This is a genomic window from Actinacidiphila guanduensis, assembly GCF_900103985.1.
GTDB lineage: Bacteria > Actinomycetota > Actinomycetes > Streptomycetales > Streptomycetaceae > Actinacidiphila > Actinacidiphila guanduensis.
In genome coordinates this window covers 410,094-425,458 of sequence record NZ_FNIE01000008.1, presented here as the reverse complement: position 1 = coordinate 425,458, position 15,365 = coordinate 410,094, and the positions used below count along the sequence as shown (strand labels likewise).

10 protein-coding genes and 1 pseudogene are annotated in these 15,365 nt (G+C 76.6%); 4 read left to right on the top strand and 7 right to left on the bottom strand.

The window, feature by feature from the left end:
* The first annotated feature begins 145 nt into the window (after nucleotides 1-145).
* Together BLR33_RS19890 and BLR33_RS19885 are read left to right on the top strand one after the other, a co-directional pair.
* The gene (locus tag BLR33_RS19890; RefSeq protein WP_176930333.1) at nucleotides 146-751 is read left to right on the top strand and encodes a 5-oxoprolinase subunit B family protein; all 606 of its coding nucleotides are present in this window, start codon (nucleotides 146-148) and stop codon (nucleotides 749-751) included.
* On the top strand, nucleotides 748-1,629 hold the full coding sequence (locus BLR33_RS19885; RefSeq protein ID WP_093785858.1) for a 5-oxoprolinase subunit C family protein: 882 nt from the start codon (nucleotides 748-750) through the stop codon (nucleotides 1,627-1,629). Before BLR33_RS19890 ends, BLR33_RS19885 begins: the two co-directional genes overlap by 4 nt.
* On the opposite strand, the gene BLR33_RS19880 is transcribed toward BLR33_RS19885, so the two are convergent.
* The 4 genes and pseudogenes from BLR33_RS19880 to BLR33_RS19865 form a co-directional block, all read right to left on the bottom strand.
* Nucleotides 1,518-2,516: an SGNH/GDSL hydrolase family protein gene (locus BLR33_RS19880; RefSeq protein ID WP_245771523.1), complete on the bottom strand. Its 999-nt coding sequence runs from the start codon at nucleotides 2,514-2,516 to the stop codon at nucleotides 1,518-1,520. The genes BLR33_RS19885 and BLR33_RS19880 overlap by 112 nt on opposite strands.
* 464 nt (nucleotides 2,517-2,980) lie before the next feature.
* Nucleotides 2,981-4,135, bottom strand: a pseudogene (locus BLR33_RS19875) (glycosyltransferase); the annotation flags it as partial.
* Nucleotides 4,132-5,253, bottom strand: a complete 1,122-nt coding sequence (locus tag BLR33_RS19870) for a glycosyltransferase family 4 protein (protein ID WP_093785856.1) — start codon at nucleotides 5,251-5,253, stop codon at nucleotides 4,132-4,134. The pseudogene BLR33_RS19875 and the gene BLR33_RS19870, both read right to left, overlap by 4 nt.
* A gap of 337 nt (nucleotides 5,254-5,590) precedes the next feature.
* Entirely contained in the window at nucleotides 5,591-7,018 is a 1,428-nt protein-coding gene (locus BLR33_RS19865) for a hypothetical protein (RefSeq protein WP_093785855.1), read from the bottom strand.
* 623 nt (nucleotides 7,019-7,641) lie between these two features.
* On the opposite strand from BLR33_RS19865, the gene BLR33_RS19860 reads away from it, so the two are divergent.
* The gene (locus tag BLR33_RS19860; protein ID WP_093785854.1) at nucleotides 7,642-9,096 is read left to right on the top strand and encodes a PP2C family protein-serine/threonine phosphatase; all 1,455 of its coding nucleotides are present in this window, start codon (nucleotides 7,642-7,644) and stop codon (nucleotides 9,094-9,096) included.
* A gap of 112 nt (nucleotides 9,097-9,208) precedes the next feature.
* Here the strand turns inward: BLR33_RS19860 and BLR33_RS19855 are convergent, their stop codons facing one another.
* Nucleotides 9,209-10,684 carry a DNA-binding protein NsdB gene (locus BLR33_RS19855; protein ID WP_093785853.1) on the bottom strand — a complete coding sequence of 492 codons (1,476 nt, stop codon included), beginning with the start codon at nucleotides 10,682-10,684 and terminating at the stop codon, nucleotides 9,209-9,211.
* 226 nt (nucleotides 10,685-10,910) lie between these two features.
* On the opposite strand from BLR33_RS19855, the gene BLR33_RS19850 reads away from it, so the two are divergent.
* Nucleotides 10,911-11,990 carry an aminoglycoside phosphotransferase family protein gene (locus BLR33_RS19850; RefSeq protein ID WP_093785852.1) on the top strand — a complete coding sequence of 360 codons (1,080 nt, stop codon included), beginning with the start codon at nucleotides 10,911-10,913 and terminating at the stop codon, nucleotides 11,988-11,990.
* Between the two features lie 78 nt (nucleotides 11,991-12,068).
* On the opposite strand, the gene BLR33_RS19845 is transcribed toward BLR33_RS19850, so the two are convergent.
* The gene (locus BLR33_RS19845) at nucleotides 12,069-12,569 is read right to left on the bottom strand and encodes a hypothetical protein (RefSeq protein WP_093785851.1); all 501 of its coding nucleotides are present in this window, start codon (nucleotides 12,567-12,569) and stop codon (nucleotides 12,069-12,071) included.
* A gap of 44 nt (nucleotides 12,570-12,613) precedes the next feature.
* The gene (locus BLR33_RS19840) at nucleotides 12,614-15,283 is read right to left on the bottom strand and encodes an ATP-binding protein (RefSeq protein ID WP_093785850.1); all 2,670 of its coding nucleotides are present in this window, start codon (nucleotides 15,281-15,283) and stop codon (nucleotides 12,614-12,616) included.
* Nucleotides 15,284-15,365: the final 82 nt, after the last annotated feature.

The window sequence follows — 15,365 nt, the reverse complement described above, 5'->3', positions numbered from 1 at the left end:
CGCGGGCGAGGCTAACGGTGCTTCGCACGGGGGGACTTGGCGTGGGGCGCGGTGAACGCGGGCGGGGCGCCTGCCGCTCGGGCGCTCGGGGCGCGAACCCGTGGGCGCCGGGTGGGATCGGGGCGGCATCGTGAAGCTGCGCGCGATGGCTGCCGGGCGGGCCGCGGTGCTGCTGGAGGCCGAGGACGGCGAGCAGGCGGCGGCGCTGCACGCCGAGGTGCTGCGCCGCAAGGCGGCGGGCGAGGTGCCGGCGGGTGCCGAAGTGGTCCCGGCCGCGCGCACGGTGCTGGTCGACGGGCTGCCGGACCCGGCGGCCTTCGCCGCCATGGCGGCGGGTTGGCAGGTGCCGCCCCTCGCGGCCGGGCAGGGCGACGCGGTCGAACTGCCGGTGCGCTTCGACGGCCCGGACCTGGCCGAGGTGGCCGCCTTGTGGGGCATGTCGCGCGAAGGGGTCGCCGCAGTGGTCACCGGCACCGTCTTCCGGGTGGCCTTCTGCGGGTTCGCCCCGGGCTTCGGCTATCTGACGGGCCTGCCGGCGCACCTGCACGTGCCGCGCAGGGCGACCCCGCGCACCTCGGTGCCGGCCGGCTCGCTGGCCCTCGCGGGGCCGTACGCGGGCGTCTACCCGCGCTCCTCGCCGGGCGGCTGGCAGTTGCTGGGCACGGCGGAGGCGGCCCTGTGGGACCCCGCCCGCGAGCCCGCCGCCCTGCTCGCGCCCGGCACCGCCGTACGCTTCACGGCGCTCCCGTGACGGGCGTGCTGCACGTGGTGCGCCCAGGTGCCCTGACGACCGTGCAGGACCTCGGCCGGGCCGGTTACGCGCACCTGGGAGTGCCCCGCTCGGGGGCGCTGGACGGTCCCGCGCTGCGGCTGGCCAACCGGATGGTGGGCAACGCGCCGGGCGCCGCCGGGCTGGAGACCACGGTGGACGGCTGCGCGGTACGCCCCTCGCAGCCGGTGGTGGTCGCGGTGACGGGTGCGGCCTGCCCGGTACGGGTGGACGGCCGGCCCGCCGCGTGGGGCGCGCCCCTCCTGGTGCCGGCCGGCGCGCTGCTGGAGGTGGGGGCGGCGACCGAGGGCCTGCGCTCCTATGCGGCGTTCGCAGGCGGCGTGGACGTGCCGCGTGTGCTGGGCAGCCGCTCGGCGGACCTGCTGTCGGGGCTGGGGCCGGCTCCATCGGCGGCGGGCGACGAACTCCCGCTGGGCAGCGGGCCCCGCGGTCCTGCGGCGTCGGCCGACGCGGTGCCGTACGCCGGGCTCGGTGCCCCCTTGGTGCTGCCCTTCACGCCGGGCCCGCGCGACGACTGGTTCACCCCGCAGGCCCTGCGCACCCTTGCGACCGGGCGCTACACGGTCTCGCCCGACTCCAACCGGATCGGACTGCGCACCCTGGGCCCGGTGCTGGAGCGGGCCCGGAGCGGCGAACTGCCCAGCGAGGGCATGGTGCTGGGTGCCGTCCAGGTGCCCCCGGACGGCCGTCCGGTGGTCTTCCTCGCCGATCATCCGACCACCGGCGGCTACCCGGTCATCGGGGTGGTCGCCGAGGCCGCGCTGCCGGCCGCGGCCCAGTCGCCGCCGGGCACCCCGGTACGGTTCGTGCCGCTGCGCCCGGTGCCGCTGCCGCGGTAGCCCGCGCCGGGCCCGGCGGCCACGGACGCCTCGTCCCGTCGCACAGGGGCGAGCCCCAGGGCGTCAAGGGCCGCGGTGGTGGCCTCCTTTGCGGCCAGGTCGAGCAGCGAGGCGGTGCCGTGCCGCTCGTGCCGGTGCTCCTCGGCGGCCAGCCGCAGCAGATCCGGCAGCAGGTCGCGGCAGCGGTCGGCGACCCACCTGGTGCCCCGGGTGGCCATCCACCAGGTGGCGGCGCCGCGCCCGGGCGGCCGGTGGTCGGGGGTGAGGCGGGGCGCGGGACCGCAGGCCAGGCCCGCCTCGGTGAGCACGGTGTGGAAGTCGCGCGCGAGCAGCCGGTGGCCCTGCTCGCTCGGGTGCAGCCGGTCGGCGCTCAGGGCACCCGGCGAGGTCGTCCAGGGGTGGTCGGCCGCGTGCAGGTGGACGGCGCCGTGGTGGGCCGACAGGGCGTGCACGGCGTCGTTGAGCGCCTCCATCCGCCGCCCCAGCGGCCGGGCGAGCGGCCAGGGCAGGCCGAGCACGGTGCCGGGGTCGGGCAGGCACGCGGTCAGCACGGTCGCCTCGGCGGCCCGCAGGGCGCCCATGGCGGTGTGCAGGTCGGCGACGACCTGCTCGATGGCGAAGCCGCCGCGCAGGGTGTCGTTGCCGCCGACGACCACGGAGGCCATGTGCGGCCGGTGGGCCAGCGCCGCGGCGAGTTGGGGCCCGGCCACGTCGCCGGTACGGGCCCCGCTGCGCGCGGTGTTGAGCACCTCCACGCGCTCGGGGCCGGCGGCGACCGACTCGGCGAGCAGGACTCCCCAGCCCCGCCACCCGCCGCCGGGCAGCGGGTCGCCGACGCCCTCGCTCAGCGAGTCGCCGAGCACGGCGAACCGCAGCCCGCCGGTCACGGCGCGCCGTCCTCGGGGCCGAGGGCCGTAACCGCCGCAAGGGAGGGAGGCTGCACCTGCGCACCAGGGACGCGGGGTGCCTGGGCGCCCTGGACGCGAGCCGGGGACACCTCGGGTACGGCCTCGCCCGAGCCGACGGGTGCCCCGTCACCTTGGACAGCCGGCTGCGAAGGGGCCGCGCCGCCATGGACGCCGGACGCCGTGTCGCCACCATGGATAACAGGCTCGACCCCGCCGTCACGGGTACCGGATGGCACACCGCCGTGGACAGCAACCACCCCGCCACCATGGACGCCGGACGCCGTCCCGCCACCATGGGCGTCCGACGCCACACCGCCGTGGACAACAACGGCTCCGCCACCATGGACAACAGGCTCGGCCTCGCCACCATGGCTACTGGATGCCACACCTCCGTGGACAGCGCCCGCCACGCCCCCCTCCAGGCCGGGCACGCCCCCCACGGCCGCTTCGTGCGCGGCAAGGAACGCGGCCACTGCGGCGGGCCACGGGTGGAGTTCGGCCCTGGCCCGGGCCCGGGCGCGGCGGGTCTCCGCGGGGACGGCGAGCAGGCCCCGGACCGCGTCGGCGAACTCCTGCGGGGTGCCCGCCGAGGCGCCCGCGGCGCCGATGATCGCGGGCAGTGCCGAGCGCTCACTGGCGACCACAGGGGTGCCGCAGGCAAGCGCCTCCAGCGCGGCGAGGCCGAACGTCTCCACCGGCCCGGGGGCCAGCGCCACATCGGCGGTGGCCAGCAGGGCGCCGAGGTGGGCGCGGTCGGCGACGTGGCCGAGGAAGGTGACCGGCAGCCGGTCCTGGGCGGCCTGGGCGGTCAGCCGGGGCCGCAGCGGGCCCTCGCCCGCGACGACGAGCACCGCGTCCACCCCGCCGGCCCGCAGGTGGGCCAGGGCCTGGAGGGCGTCGCCCGGCCGCTTCTCCGGCGAGAGCCGCGAGCACAGCACGAGCAGCACCTGGTCCTCGCGCGCGTGCCGGGCGCGCACGGCCGGGTCGTGGTGGCCGCCGTGCCAGGACGCCAGGTCGACGCCCAGAGGCGCGCGTACGACGTTGCGGGCCCCGATCCGGTCGAACTCCGCCGCCGCCCATGCGGTGGTGCACACGACCCGCGTGTAGGCGTGCGCGGTACGGCGGTTGAGGGCGTCGCCCGCCCGCCGGGCGAGCCCGGCGGGCAGCCCCCAGGTGCCCAGGACGCCGTCGGCGCTCTCGTGGGAGACCATCACGGCCGGGATGCGGCGGCGCCGGGCCCACTCCCCCGTCCAGCGCAGCGTGGTGCGGTCGGATACCTCGATTCGGTCGGGCGCCAGGGCGTCGAGGACGGCGGCCACCGGGGCGCGCCTGGCGAGCACCCGGTAGCCGCCGGTACCGGGCAGTTCGGGGCCGGGCAGGGTGATCACCCGTCCCTGGGAGGTGAGTTCGTCGCGGTGCCCGGGGCCGGGGACGACGAGCACCGGTTCGTGGCCGGCGGCCGCGTAGCCCTCGCCGAGGTGGCGCAGGGCGGTGCGCAGGCCGCCGGAGGTGGGCGTGACGAAGTTCGCCAGGCGGACGATGCGCAGCCCCTCGGGCGCGCCGCCGCCGGACCCGGTGGCGGGAGGCCGGCCGCTCATGCCGCTGCCGCCTGGTGCTGCGCCAGCACGTCGGCGTAGTGGCCGAGCAGTTGGTCGCCGACCGCCTCCCAGGTGCGCTGCTCGACAGCCGCGCGCCCCTCGGCGCCGAAGCGGTCCCGCAGCGCGGGATCGGCCTGCAGCGTCCTGACGGCCTCGCTGACGGCGGCCGCGTCCCTGGGCGGCACCAGCAGCCCGGTGCGGCCATGGCCGACGAGGTCGAGGGGGCCGCCGGCCGCCGGGGCGATCACGGGCAGGCCGCTGGCCATGGCCTCCTGGACGGTCTGGCAGAAGGTCTCGAACGGCCCTGTGTGGCAGAAGACGTCGAGCGAGGCGTAGATGCGGGCGAGGTCGTGTCCGGTCCTGCGGCCGAGGAAGACCGCGCCGGGCAGGGCGCCGCGGAGCCCGGTCATGCTGGGTCCGTCGCCGACGACCACCACCTTCACGCCCGGCAGCGCGCACGCGCCCGCCAGCAGCTCGACGTGCTTCTCCTGTGCGAGCCGGCCCACGTAGCCGACGACCAGCTCGCCGCCGGGGGCGAGTTCGGCGCGCAGGGACGCGTCGCGGTGCCGCGGGTGGAAGCGCTCGGAGTCCACGCCCCTGGCCCACAGGTGGACCCGCGGCACGCCCTGCCGCACCAGGGCGTCCAGGGAGGCGGTGGAGGGCGCGAGGGTGCGGGCGGCCGCGGTGTGCACGGCCCTGATGCGGCGCCAGGCGGCGGCCTCTCCCGCGCTCAGGTAGGTCTTGGCGTATCCGGCGAGGTCGGTCTGGTAAACGGCGACGGCCGGGATGCCGAGCCGGGTCGCGGCCGCCTGCCCGCGCACGCCGAGGACGAAGGGGCTCGCCAGGTGCACGATGTCGGCCTTGTGCGCGGCCACCGCCGCCGCGGTGCGCCGCCCGGGCAGCGCGACCCGCACCTGGGGGTAGCCGGGCAGGCCCAGTGAGGGGACGCGGACGACGGGGCAGGGGTCCTGCCCCGGCTCCGGCGGCTGTGGCCCCGCCGGGGCCACGACGAGGGGCTCGTGCCCCCGCCGGACCAGGTGTTCGGCCGTGCGCAGCGCGCAGTGGGCCACTCCGTTGACGTCGGGAGGAAAGGATTCCGTGACGATGGCGACTCTCATACGGCCGTTGTCGCCGCGCCGGGGGTTGTCAGGGTCACGTGGATCTTTCCCGGAGGGGAACGGCTGCGTTCTTCTTCGCTCACACCGCCCTGTTCACCAGGCCCAACGCCCCTCGCGGACGGCTCGCACCGGCAGCCCTCACACCCGCGCACCGCGTCGTCGGGGCCGCCGCGCCCGCCCGCTGGAAACCGTTCGCCCGGCGTACGCCTGGCGGCCGCGCGCGAAGGGTTGACCCGCGGCTCTCGCCCGGGCATCGGCCCCGGGCCGCCCGCGCCGTGCTCCCCTCATTCGGGGCGGAGCGGGCAGGGGCGGCCGTGGAGGGTCGCGGCCGGCGGGTTCAGCGGGTGGTGCCGCCCGAGCTGAGGCGGCCGCGGACCGCTGTCTGGACCTCGGCCTCCTCGGCGGGGTCGGCGGCCAGCCGGCGGAGCTGGGTGAGGACGCGCACGTCGCCGGAGGCGGCGGTGCGGGCGGCCAGTTCGCGGGTGCTCTCCTCGCAGTCCCACAGGCACTCCACTGCGAAGCCCGCGGCGAATCCGGGGTCGACCAGGGAGAGGGCCTGGGCGGCGGTGCCGCGCAGTTGGGAGGAGGAGGTCTCCCGGTAGAGGTGCCGCAGTACGGGGCTGGCGCCGCAGGCGTGGAGGCGGCCGGCGCCCTCCACCAGGGCGTCGAGCCCTTCGGCGTCGGCGCCGCCGGTCTGGACGGTGCGCCGCAGCGCGGCCAGTACGAGGCCGGCGTCCTCGGGGCCGCCGCGCCGGGCGAGCATGCGCGCGGCGGCGGTACCGAGCGGGCCGCCGCGGGCGACCCAGGTGCGCGCCCGGTCCAGGGCCGCCTCGTCGCGCAGCCGCTCGAAGGACTCCACCCCGGCGCGTACCACCCGCTCGTCGCCGCTGTCGGCGGCCGCGGCGATCAGGTCGAGCGCGGCGGGGTCCCGCCGGTCGGCCAGGTGCCGTACGGCGCTGGCGCGGGCCGCGGAGGCGCCGTGCAGGGCGGCGTCCAGGAGGGCGGGGCGGTCCTCGGGGCCGGCGACGGAGGCCAGGCAGCGGGCGGCGGGCTGGTCGCGCTCGACGGCCGGATGCTGCGCCAGGCCCTGCTCGGCCCAGTCCAGGACGGCGGACACGCTCCAGCCGGGGGTGGGCCCGGCCGGGCGCAGCTGGCGCTGCCAGCGGTCGAAGGAGACCTGTTCGAGTGCCGCGCGGACCCGCTCGGCGGTGCCGGGGTGCGCGGCGTCCTCGGCCCACAGCTGCCAGGGCCGCGGCTCGTACGCCTCCTTGGCGGCGCGGGCGAGTTCGGCCTGCCCCTCGGGCGTGTCGGGGAAGCGGGCGACGACGGCGGGGCCGAGAGCGCGCAGGCCGTCCTCGGTGTCGTGGACGGCGAGTTCGTCCAGGGCCCAGGCCCAGCAGCCGCCTACGGCGGCGTAGCGGCGCAGCAGGCGCAGGGCGTCGCGGCGGCCGTATCCGGCCAGGTGGCCCAGGACGGCCAGGGCCAGGCCGCAGCGGTGCTCGTCGGGGACCAGGAGGTCGTCGGGGTGGAAGAGGTGCTGTTCGATCCCGTCGAGCGGGCCCTCCAGGTCGGAGTACAGGCGCGCGTAGTACAAGGAGCGCGACTCCACCCGCCAGTCGAGGCGGGGGTCGCGCAGCACGCACTGCTCCAGGGCGGCCAGCGCCTCCGCCCGGGGCGCTGCCAGGGCATGGAGGGGCCCGTCTCCGCGTCCTCTCTGGAGGAGGCCGAGAAGGGTGCCGCTGGGCGCTATGTCTGGGTCGAACATGAGGTCAGCATCCGGTGCGGGGGATCTCCTGGCAACGGGATTTCCGCTGCCGTCGCCCGGCATCCTTACCGGCCACCGGGCGTTTCATGCCGGGCGGCGGGGCGGGACTCCCTGCGGACGGGCGGCCGAAGCCTACCGATTCGGGACTGCCGTGTCGCTTCCGGGCCGACCCTCGGCGGCCCCGGGCGCAGCGGCCGGAAACGGTCGGAGCACAACGAGGACAACGAGGGAAGCGGAGCCGGGACGGCCGGGAAGTGACCGGACCCCCTCGAACAGGGGTGGCGCCCTTGCGCCGCATGGCGCGAAAGTGCCGGTGGCGGTGGTACGGCGGGCCGGCGGAGTCCGGCGGCGGCAGCACGGGCGGACCGGCCGGCACCGCTCCCGCGCCTGATCGGAGCGGCTTCGGGCCGCGCGGGGACCCCCTTCGGTGACGGCCGGACGGCCTCTCACGAGACGCAGTCATTTGGCATATGCCAGGAGCACCACCGGATCGGGTATCGCAGAAACCCTTACGGCACATCGCTCACTGTGCAACAGTCGTTACCGGCCCCAAGGGCCCCAACCGGTCCACCGTCCGCCGCGGCCGCCGGATCGGCAGCCCGCAGACACGTTCGGAGTGCGTCATGCCGTCCCCCACGCACGCGGATCACCCCGCGGCCCAACCGCCGGACGCCGGCGCCGTGGACGCGCTGATCACCCAGGCCCGCCAGCTGCGCACCCGGGTGGACTCGGTGCTCAAGGAAAGCGCCGGCGACACCGAGGACCCCCGGCAGCGCTGGCAGCGCGCCCTGTGCGACCTCGCGGTGCACCAGCTCGACGACCTCAACACGCACCTCGGCCAGCTCCGCGAGGGCTTCGACCCGCAGGGCCCGCCCGAGAGCGACCTGCCGCCGGAGCTGCCGCTGCGCCAGGGCCGGCCGGACGCGGCCGCGGTCGGGGCGCTGGGCCGGGCCGGCAGCGCCGAGTGGGATTTGCTCACCGACGGCGTGCAGTGGTCCGACGAGCTGTTCCGGATCTTCGGCCGCTCCCCGCAGGACGGCCCGCTGACGCTGGACGAGCTGCCGTCCTGGCTCTTCGCCGAGGACCAGCAGCTGCTCACCGAGATGACCACGGCCTGCCTGGTGGACGGGCGGCCCATCGACGGGGAGTTCCGGATCGTCCGCGCGGACGGCTCGGTCCGCACGGTGCACATGGTCGGCGAGCCGGTGCTCGGCCCGGACGGCGACACCGTTTCGATGTGGGCGGTGATCCGGGACGTGAGCGATCTGCGCCGCAGCCAGCGCACCCTGCGGGAGACCAGGGACTCCCTGGAGCGCCAGCGGCGGATCGCGCAGACCGAGCGCCGCCTCGCGGTGGAGCTGCAGGAGGCCGTGCTGCCGCCGTGGCGCGGCGCCCAGCGGTTCCCGCAGGACGGGGGGCCCGTGACGATGGACCTGGCCGCGCACTACCTCCCGTCGTCCACCAGCGGCCTGATCGGCGGCGACTGGTACGACGCGATGCAGCTGCCGGACGGCTCCTCCCTTCTGACCGTGGGCGACCTGACCGGGCACGGCGTGGCCGCCACCTCGGGCATGGCGATGCTGCTGGGCGCCCTGCGCGGCATGGCGGTCGCCGGCCTGCAGCCCGGCCCGCTGATGGGCTGGCTCAACGAACTGCTGGACACCTCCCCGCAGCCCGCCCTCGGCAGCGCCTTGTGCTGCCGCTACGACCCGGGCACCCGGCAGCTGCACTGGGCGCAGGCGGGCCACCCCGCCCCGCTGCTGTTCCGCAACGGGACGGGGCGCGTCCTGGACCCGCCGGACGGCGTGCTGCTGGGCGCCACCTCCGGTGCCCAGTACGCCCAGGCGACCGAGCAGTTGGCCGCGGGCGACCTGCTGCTGCTGCACACCGACGGCCTGGTGCCGCGGCGTACGCCCGACGGCACGGGCCGGCCCACCGGGGCCGAGCGGCTGCTCGCCATGGCGCAGGCGTTCGCCGAGGCCACGTCCGCGCAGGACTGTCTGCGGCTGGTCGCCGAGGAGTTCGGCGGTCCGGACCGCGAGGACGACGCCTGCGTGCTGATCGCCCGGCTGGGCTGAGGACGGCAGATCCGGGACCGAGGGAGCTGGGAAAACCGGCTCAAGTCCCGACCGGGGAGCGCCCGTTGCCCTGCCGACAGGCTGCCCTTCTCTCGGACCTGCGGGGGCCCGCCTACACCGAACGGGTGCGCGGGCCGCGGCTCTTCGCCTTCGGCAGCGCGGTCTCGATCTCCCTGCGCAGCTCCTGCATGCCCCTGTGGTCGCCGTAGGGGGCGGTGAGGCGGTACATCGCGCGCAGCCGGTCCCAGGTGCGGTGCGAGGAGGTCTGCCCGATCGTGAGCAGCGCCATCCTGGCGTAGCGGTCGGCCTGTTCGGGGTCGTTGGCGATGAGGCAGGCCGAGGCGAGCGAGAGGTAGTCGAAGATCATCGAGCGCTCGTGGCCGGAGCCGCGCAGCCTGATCGCCTCCTTGGCGTGGTACTGCGCCTGCCCGGCGGCCGCCGGGTCGTGCTCGGCCAGGGTGCGGTAGGCGAGTGCTTCCATGCCGTGCAGGTCGGCCTCGTCGAAGTTCTGCATCCAGTCGGGTGAGGGGACCTTGTTGTCGTCGGAGGCGAACAGGTCCTCGGCGCGGCCGAGGGTGCGGCGCATCTGCCGGCCGCTGCCCATGGCCGCCTGGGCCCATGCCTCGATGGTCAGCAGCATCGCCCGGCTGCGCGGCGGGGTCTGCCGGCCCGAGCCCGAGGTGGCCAGGTCCATCAGGTCCAGCGCCTCGCCGGGCCGGCCCAGGTGCACCATCTGGCGGGCGGCACGGGAGACCGCCTCGCCCGCGCGCGGCCGGTCCCCGCCCTCGCGGGCGGCGTGCGCGGCGATCACGAAGTACTTCTGGGCGGTGGGCTCCAGGCCCACATCGTGCGACATCCACCCGGCGAGCACCGCGAGGTTGGCCGCCACCCCCCACAACCGCCGCTGCAGGTGCGGCGGATGGCGGTAGGTGAGCAGCTCGCCCACTTCGTTGAGCTGGCCGACGACCGCCTTGCGCTGCAGGCCGCCGCCGCGTGAGGCGTCCCAGGCCCGGAACACCGTCACCGACTGCTCCAGGGACTCGATCTCCTGGGAGCCGACCGGGGCGGCCCCGCCGCGCTCCAGGGCGGCCGGGTCGACGGTGAGGGGGTCGTCCAGGACCGGGCCATCGGCCGCGAGCACCGGGTCGGAGTGGAGCCAGTCGTACATGGCTGTGCTGAGTACGGAACCGGAGGCGAGCGCGGCGCCCGCGCCCACCAGACCGCGTCGGTTGAACATGAGGTCCATTCCCGTGAATTCGGTGAGGACCGCGGCGGTTCGCTCCGGCGGCCAGGGCAGGTCGTGCACTGCCTGGCGCTTCCCCGTCTGCCGACGCCGGTCGAACCCGAGGTCCTCGATGGTCACGACACGGCCGAGACGCTCGGTGAACAGCGCGGCGAGCACCTTCGGCACGGGTTCGCGCGGCGTCTCGCCGGTGTCGATCCAGCGGCGCACCCGCGAGGTGTCGGTCGCCAGCTGCGGGTGGCCCATGGCCGCCGCCTGCCGGTTGACCAGCCGTGCGAGTTCGCCCTTGGACCATCCGGTGAGGCCGAACAGGTCCGCGAGTCGGGTGTTGGCTTCGCTGCCCACGTCAAGCCCCCAGGTTCCTCGGCACGTTGACACTAATCCCGTTGTCATGGGCCCCGCGACTATTCGCCAGGGTTCGCCAGGGTCCGCCAGATGGTCTGCCACCCGCGCGCGGGTGTCAGGTAGGAACGCGCCACCCGGCCCGCCGCCGCATTCCCCAGGGTGCGGTACCGGCGAGCCGGGCGGGCGTTCCCGGTACCGCTGCACACGAAGGGATCTGCTTCCACTCATGTATTCGGCATCGTCCTCCGTGTCCGTTCCGCCCCGGCTCGCGCACCCTTCCATGGCGGAGCCGGTGCTGCGCCCGCGCGCCGCCGCCGTGCGGCGGACCGCGGGGGGCGGCTCCCATCCGCTCGGCGGGAGAATCGACTTGACCGGCCCTCAGGGGGCCCAGCTGCGCACCGCGGTGGCCGCGGTGCAGCGGATCTGCCCCGAGTTCGCGCCGGCGCAGCTGCTGCGCAGGGGCGGCCGCACAGCACTGCTGATCGGCACCTCGGGGCGGGCCCCGGCGGTGGCGAAGTGCCTGCTGGACCACTCTCCCGCATGGGCGGAACGTTTCCGCCACGAGATAGCCGCCTACCGCACCTTCGTCCGCCAGCGCCCGCCGGTGCGCGTGCCGCGGCTGATCGCGGCGGACCCGGACAGCTGCGTGCTGGTGATCGAGCGGATGCCGGGCCGGGTGGTGGCCCCGCAGCGGCACCCGGTGCAGTCACCGACCCGGGCCGACGTACGGGCGGCCCTGAGCGCGTACTCCCGGATCAACGCCTGGCGGCCGGCCGCCGGCGCCTTCGAGGCACCCATCGACTACCCGGCCCGCATCAACCGCTACCACCAGCTGGGCCTGCTCACCGACCGCGACCTGGGCGACCTGCAGAACCTGCTGCGCGGACTGGCGCATGTGCAGGGGCAGTTCTGCCACGGCGACGCCCTGCTGTCCAACGTGCTGGTCTCCCCGGCCGGCCCCTCACTGGTCGACTGGGAGCACGCCGGCTGGTACCTGCCCGGATACGACCTGGCGGTGCTGTGGTCGGTGCTGGGCGACGACCCCGCGGCGCGGCGGCAGATCAGCCAGCAGGCGCAGAGCCAGGGCCCCGACGCCCGCGACGCCTTCCTGGTGAACCTGATCCTCGTGCTGACCCGTGAGATCCGCACCTACGAGACGGCGGTGCAGCGCACCATGCGGGCCACCGGACCGGTGCCGCCCGGCGCCGCCGAGGCCGGTGAGGAGCAGCGCCTGCTGCTGCGGCGGCTGCACGACGACTGCGGCCGGGCCCGCAAGGCGGTCCGCGCGGCGGTCGGCACCCGCTGAGGCGTCTCCGGCGCGCCCCGGGCGCGCCGGGGTCACCACCCCGGCCGGCGCACCGGGACGGGACGGGCGGCGGCGCCGTCAGCCGGCCTGGAACATCTCCGCGGGCAGCGGCTTGAGCAGCTGGTAGAGGTCCTCGGTGATGGGGCGGTCCCAGGTGGCGATGGTGACCTGGACGCCGTCGCTGCGCTCGAACTGGGCGCAGGCCACGCGTGATTCGGAGACCTTGATCCGGCGCACGATCAGCGGCCCGTCGCCGAGCATCACCGGGGTGCCCTCGACCTCGGTGACGGTGACCGGCTCCTCGTTGCCGAGCGCGGCCAGCAGCTGGGCCACCTCGAAGGGCACCTCGCCCTCGGGCAGCTCGCGCGCCGGGGAGCCCTCGGGCAGGTTGCCGATGAGCATGGCGGGGCCGCGGCCGCCGAACAGGTCGTAGCGCAGGTAGATGCCCTGGCAGCTGCCGTCGGGCCCGGGCAGCAGCCCCGCTCCCAGGTCGCCGGGCCAGTCCCCCGGGTCCATCGCGAGGACGTCGAAGTCCGGACCGGAAGGCGTGGCGGCGCTACGGCGGCGGAGGAAGGACATGCGGCCATCGTACGGGTAGCCCCGGTGCGGTGGGAGCCGGGCCGTCAGGCCGCCCCGCCGGGCGCGGGCTGCCCGGGGACCCCGGCGAGTCCGGCCCGCGCCCGCCCGGCCAGCCCGTCGGCGCCGCAGCTGACGGCCCCTTCCAGGCCGCGCCGCAGGGCCCGCCGGCCCTCCGCGGTGCGCCCGGCCTCGGCCAGGGCGGTGCCCTGCGCCACCAGGGCGGCGGCGAGGTGGTGGGCGGCCGGGGAGGCCTCCAGACAGGTGACCGCGTCGGCGAGGAGGGTGAGCCGCTCCTGTCCCGCGGCGGTCTCGGCGGTGACGAGCAGGGCGTGGCCGATGGTGGAGGCCGCGCCGAAGCGGCGGGCGCGGCCGAGGGCGTCGCGGGCGGTGGCGCCGGCCAGTTCGGGCGCGGTGTGCACCTGGGCGCGGGCGAGGTCGAGCTGCCAGGGGCACCAGGCTGGGTTGCGCATGCCGCGCGGGTCGAGCCTGCTGCCCACCGCGGACAGTTCGGCGGCGGCCTCCTCGTGGCGGCCGCCGGCCAGCAGCAGGGCGCCGTGGACGGCCTGGGCGTCGGGGAAGGTGACGGCGGCGGGGAAGGGCTCGGCGAAGGCGTACTCCTCGGCGAGGGCGGCGGCCTCCGCGGTGCGGCCGCGGGCGATCAGCACCCCGGTCAGCACCGCGACGGCGTACCACTGCACAGGGGTGCCGCGGCCGACCCGCTCGGCCAGCCGCAGCCCGTCGCGGGCCAGCGCCTCGGCCTCGGCGAGCCGGCCGCTGCGGTGGCGCACGTAGCCCAGCAGCAGGTAGCCGAAGGACAGGTGGGCGCCGCGCCAGCCGTGCCGCTCGAAGTCGGCGATGCCCTCGGCGAAGAGTTCCTCGGCGCGTTCGGGCCGGTCGGCGTAGGCGTAGGTCATGGCGACCAGCGCGGGCACCTCGAAGCCGCGGCTGGCGTCGGCCCAGGGCAGGCCGCCGGAAAGGGCGCGGGCGGCGTGGTGCAGCACCGTCTCGGTGGGCTCCCCGCGCAAGGTGGCGTCCCAGGCGCGCAGGCCGATGACGTAGCGCTCGGTCAGGTCGCGGCCGGTGAGGCGGTCGGCGAAGCGGGCCAGGCGGCGCGAGCGGCGGGGCGAGTCGGGCTCGTCGGCGCGGAAGGCGTCCCACATGAACTGCTCGGACTGCATGCGCAGCCGGGTACGGGCGCTGGTCGCGCTGCGGGCGGCGCGCCCGACCTCGTCCGCCGCCTCGCCGATCCGGTCGCTGTGGGCGAGGGACTGCGCGAGCAGGATGACGATGCGGTCGCGCAGGTCCGGGTCGTCGATCGGCTCCTGGAGGGCGGCGCGCAAGTGGTTGACGGTGGTGGTGGGCTCCAGCAGCTGGGTGGAGCTGCCCAGTTCGTAGAGCACGGCGGCCCGCTCGTGCGGCGGCGGGGGTTCGCGCAGCGCCCTGGCGAGGTGGTCGCGGGCCGCCTCCGGCGCGCCGGCGCCCAGCATCTCGCGGGAGGCGGCGCGCAGGTGGCCCACCACCCAGGGGTCCTCCTCGGGGTGGGTCTCCAGCAGGTGGCGGGCGGCCGCGGCGGAGCCGAGCCCGGCGTCGACCACCGCCCACGCCGCCTTGCCGTGCAGGGCCACCCGCACCGCGTCGGGGATCGCCCGGTAGACCGCGGTGGCGATCAGCGGGTGCACGAACTCCAGAGTGCGGCTGCCGGTGAGCACGCGGGCCTCGCGCAGCCGGTCGGCGCAGTCGGCGGCCTCCTGGCTGCCGAGACCGGCGACGGCGGCGGCGAGTTCGGGCCTGACCTCGGTGCCGAGCACCGCCGCGGCCCAGGCCAGGCGGACCGTGGAGGGCCCCAGCCGCTCCAGGCGGGCGATCAGGCCGCTGCCCTTGACCGCGGCGGCCAGGTCGCGCAGCAGCGGGACGGCCGAGGCGTCGGGCCGAAGGCCGCGGTCGCGCACCTTGGCGGTCAGCTCGACGGCCTCGAAGGGGTTGCCGCCGGTGACCGCCCAGCACTCGCGGCAGAAGGCGTCGTCGGCGTGGTCGCCGACGGCCTCGCGCACCAGGTCGCCGATCGCGCCCGCGGTCAGCGGCTCCAGGCCGATGGGCCGGCCTCCGGCGCGGCCCGGCAGGCCGCGGAACGCCTCGGCGGACGCCGGGAGTTCGTCCGGCCGGTAGGCGACGACGAGCAGCAGCGCGAGGTCGTCGGTGCGCGGTGCGAAGGCGGCCAGCCAGTTCAGGGACTGCGGGTCGGCCCAGTGGGCGTCGTCCAGCACCAGCACCACCGGCGCGTGCTGCACCACGACGTGGGTGAGCACCCAGTCCAGGCCGTCGCGCAGGCCCTGCGGGTCGGGCGCGGACCCCTCGGCGGCGCACAGCCCGAGCGCGGGCCCCACGATGCCGTACCAGCTGCCGAACGCCGCCTTCAGCTCCTCGTCCCCGACGCCTGCCAGCAGCGGCTGCAGCAGTTGCCGGGCGACGTGGAAGGCGACCTGCTGCTCCTGGTCACCGCCGCGGGCGCTCAGCACGGTGCAGCCACGTCCGGCCGCGCGGGCGCGGACCTCGGCGAGCAGCGTGGTCTTGCCCAGACCGGCCCGGCCGGCGACCGCCAGCAGGCCGCCGGCGGGTTGTCCTCGGTCGGTGAGCCGGTCGAGAGCGGCATCGGCCGCGGCGATCTCCGCGTCGCGTTCCAGCAATGGGCGCGCGTCGATCCGCCCCTGTGCCATGTACTCCCCCTGCCTCCGCCTGGCGTCGGGAAGTCGCCGTGCGCCGGGCGCACGCCTCCCGGTGGGGCCACAGCGTACGCCG

What these genes read in the sequence shown, in the direction of transcription:
- BLR33_RS19860 (WP_093785854.1), top strand. Translation starts at nt 7,642, where the DNA reads ATGCCGTCCCCCACGCACGCGGATCACCCCGCGGCCCAACCGCCGGAC.
- BLR33_RS19870 (WP_093785856.1), bottom strand. Translation starts at nt 5,253, where the DNA reads ATGAGAGTCGCCATCGTCACGGAATCCTTTCCTCCCGACGTCAACGGA.
- BLR33_RS19865 (WP_093785855.1), bottom strand. Translation starts at nt 7,018, where the DNA reads ATGTTCGACCCAGACATAGCGCCCAGCGGCACCCTTCTCGGCCTCCTC.
- BLR33_RS19845 (WP_093785851.1), bottom strand. Translation starts at nt 12,569, where the DNA reads ATGTCCTTCCTCCGCCGCCGTAGCGCCGCCACGCCTTCCGGTCCGGAC.
- BLR33_RS19850 (WP_093785852.1), top strand. Translation starts at nt 10,911, where the DNA reads ATGTATTCGGCATCGTCCTCCGTGTCCGTTCCGCCCCGGCTCGCGCAC.
- BLR33_RS19840 (WP_093785850.1), bottom strand. Translation starts at nt 15,283, where the DNA reads ATGGCACAGGGGCGGATCGACGCGCGCCCATTGCTGGAACGCGACGCG.
- BLR33_RS19890 (WP_176930333.1), top strand. Translation starts at nt 146, where the DNA reads ATGGCTGCCGGGCGGGCCGCGGTGCTGCTGGAGGCCGAGGACGGCGAG.